Origin of the sequence: Bradyrhizobium hipponense (assembly GCF_008123965.1) — a bacterium.
GTDB lineage: Bacteria > Pseudomonadota > Alphaproteobacteria > Rhizobiales > Xanthobacteraceae > Bradyrhizobium > Bradyrhizobium hipponense.
In genome coordinates this window covers 1-3,015 of the sequence record NZ_VSTH01000274.1, presented here as the reverse complement: position 1 = coordinate 3,015, position 3,015 = coordinate 1, and the positions used below count along the sequence as shown (strand labels likewise).

The 3,015-nt window shown below is 58.0% G+C and carries 2 protein-coding genes; both read right to left on the bottom strand.

Going from position 1 to position 3,015, the window contains the following annotated elements; all coding sequences use genetic code 11:
* Positions 1-187: 187 nt before the first annotated feature.
* Complete coding sequence (locus FXV83_RS41770) at positions 188-1,135, bottom strand: DUF5996 family protein (RefSeq protein WP_148745817.1); 948 nt, start codon at positions 1,133-1,135, stop codon at positions 188-190.
* 275 nt (positions 1,136-1,410) lie between these two features.
* Entirely contained in the window at positions 1,411-2,487 is a 1,077-nt protein-coding gene (locus FXV83_RS41765; protein ID WP_148745816.1) for a hypothetical protein, read from the bottom strand.
* Between the last annotated feature and the right edge of the window lie 528 nt (positions 2,488-3,015).

Below are 3,015 nucleotides of genomic sequence, written 5' to 3'. Positions count from 1 at the left end.
GCTTCTCGCACTGGCGGGGCCGGAGCACGGCCGGACCATCCCATTAGCGGAAATCGCGGAGCATCTGACCCGATGCCCTTCAGCCCCGCAAAGCTAAACGCGACTTTGTTGATCAATGGCATTGGGCGCGAGCTCTGGTGCTGCATATGTGGCGACTATATCAAAAGTAGCATACTAATTCACCGGTTTAAGAATTTCGTCGCGTCAGCGATCGTGGTTGCAGCGGTCGACCTATAGGACATTCGAGCACATCACGCTTCCAAGCTCCGAGATCGGCTGCGGCGCGGTAAGTGCTTTCCAGAAACGCCATAAGCGTCGCTTCCGGTTCGGGTGATTGGCGCACAACTTCATAAGGCAGAAGGTACTCCCCAAGCTTCTGATCGAAATATGCTCCCTTCGGCGCAACCTGGGCGTCAGCAAAACCTTTCGGAGCAGGATAGGCGTAGGAGTAGAACGCGGGAAAGTCTATTCCACCACCGCCAGGCCAAAAGCCCGCGGAGGAAACTTCATCGCTGTAGGCCTCGCGTGTCACTGCGTCCGGTAATCCCGGAACTCCGCCCGGGTGAAGTGGGGCAAGGCGCCCGGAGAACCGGGTCACGGCGAGATCGAAGCTACCCCAAAAGAGATGAACCGGACTGACCTTTCCAATGAACCCTGTTCGAAATCGACCAAGCACGCGGCTCACGGCAACGAGGGCGCGGAAGAAACGCGTCACGGCCTCAGCATCGTACGGCCTCGCATGCCCGTCATCCCGAAAAGGAATCGCATCGGGTATTTCGTTGGGCCGATCATCGAACTCCGGTGTACCGCCAAGTTGTCCAACCAGTTCACGAAACCGGGCGTGAAACTCGGCAACGGACATCGGCCCGAGCGGAATCTCCGCCCTCCGTCCGTTCGCTGCTTTCCCGATCACTGCGTGACTGACGAGATCGAAAATGATCTCGATTCCTGTCGCGTCCGGGACCAGTGACGTGGTCAGTCCGCGCGCGTTGACGTAGAAGGTCGCATGCCAGGAATGGTTGATCCACGGCGTCCTCGCGAGCCGATACTTGCCGACCACCTGAGAGTACAAATGAAGGGCGGAACAGGTTTCGCGCCATGCAGTGAACGGGATTTCCGGCCAGTTCGCGTTCATAGTGGCTCCTTGGCTTCTGGCGGAGCCGGCCAGACCGGCAGCGCTCGTTCGAGGAGGCTCAAGATCGAGCTAACGAGCTTATAGGCGCCGCACCAGGTAGCGGCAACGGCGCGTCGAACGCCTACGAAGGACGAGGTTGGCTCCCCGAACTGGTCTGCTTATCGGGATAGACCGGAATTGACTGGCCTACTTCCGACCGGCGCTTTTGACCCTTTGCGGATATATCGAAATCAAAACAGACCGAAACGGCCGAGACGAGAAGCACTGCGGCTCAACTACGGAAGTCCTTTAGTCACCGTAAAGGGATTGAACCCACGTTCCGCGAGGGCAGCCCACGAAGCTGCGCCAAGATGTGGCAATCGGAAATAGAGTCGCGGCTTGGTCGGATCGGTGTCCAACACGAACCCAGTCGGTAACTCGCGGACAGTTGTGGCATACAACCCACCATCCGGCAACCTCTGGGATTCAATGACAGCGATCAACGACTTTGCCCTCCCAGTCCTGCCAAGCAATTTCAACAAGAGAGCCATTTGGCCCGTCCCTTCGGTCCACACACCGTCTCGGTCTTCACCGTAGGAAAAGCCCTCGTCGACACTCATTCGCTGTTCGGCGGTAGTAATTGCCGATGCAAATTTCTCGGCCGCTCCGGGGAGCGCCATTGAAGGCCAGACCTGGGCATCCAGAGCCAAAATCGGATTGTGCGTGGCACCGTCTTCAGCGGTACCTGCGGCGAAACAGGCGCATGCCGGATCCCACATCGTATTTACGAAGTACTCAGCAACCGTTGCCTTATCGCGCCAGCGCGAATCGCCTGTACGGATCGCAAGAAGGCCAAACGCGGCGGCGAGGTCAGTATTATGTTCAGTCGATTTCCACGTCCGCACTTCCGGCGTCGGTTCGTGCCCAAACGTACCACCCGTGAAACCGCCAGTAGCGCGCGTATCGACCCATTGCGCGACCCAGGCGCCAAGCCGTGCTGCACCATCGCGGAACCGAGAGCCGGTGTTCACATCATCAATCGACAGCAACGCCAACATGGCCCATGCCATGTTACCAACATCGCTGCCTACCTGATATCGATCCTCTAACCATTTGTTCTGAGTATTGTCCCACCACCCTGGAAGTTTGACGGGGCCATTCGCCACCACACCCGCGGCGTAAGCGTTCCTGAGCCGTCCATCATGCCAGGTGCGGTCGTTGTCGATGGCCCAGAGAATCGCCGAGCCAATCCGATACGCTTTGTCTTGCTCACCGCAACCGACCAATGCGATGGCGGCTACCGCATTGTCATAGAGGTAGGCGGCGCCATGCAGAGGCCCCGATTCGACGGTCGGATAGCTGGGCAGGAACAACGGCCCTGATGGCGGTGCCTTATCAATTAGACCAGCGAGGTATCCGCACGCTGACGTTTTTGATGCTGTTGAAGCCTGCAGTGGAGCGGAGGCCATCATGATTGCGAAAGTCGCGACGATCCAAATGTGAAGGCAGAGCCCGCGACAACGGTAGAAGCAATAAGTGATTGGTGCCGGTAGCATTTCGCTGCCTCTCGTGTCTTTTCAACCAAGATAGGCTTTAGGACATCGGGAAGAAAGCCGGTCAGGATCGAGTAAAAAATGTGCCTTCGGTTCGCAGTGTAACGCGATTTTACGACGCGAGCCATTTCCGAGTTTGGCCCAGGGCTGCCGACCTGCGGCGCTGCATCAAGTCGGCAGCTATCTGGGGTACACCGGCCATCAAATCAACGTAGCGTCACCGCAGCCCGTGGCCCTGCGGTCCATCCAAGGCAGACTGCCCCTCACTGGACCAAGACGTTAGGCAGCAATGCTGCCCCGCCAACCCGTCAAAACCTCTGTGCAGAGGTACTAGGTCAGCGTTTTCTT

What these genes read in the sequence shown, in the direction of transcription:
- FXV83_RS41770 (WP_148745817.1), bottom strand. Translation starts at nt 1,135, where the DNA reads ATGAACGCGAACTGGCCGGAAATCCCGTTCACTGCATGGCGCGAAACC.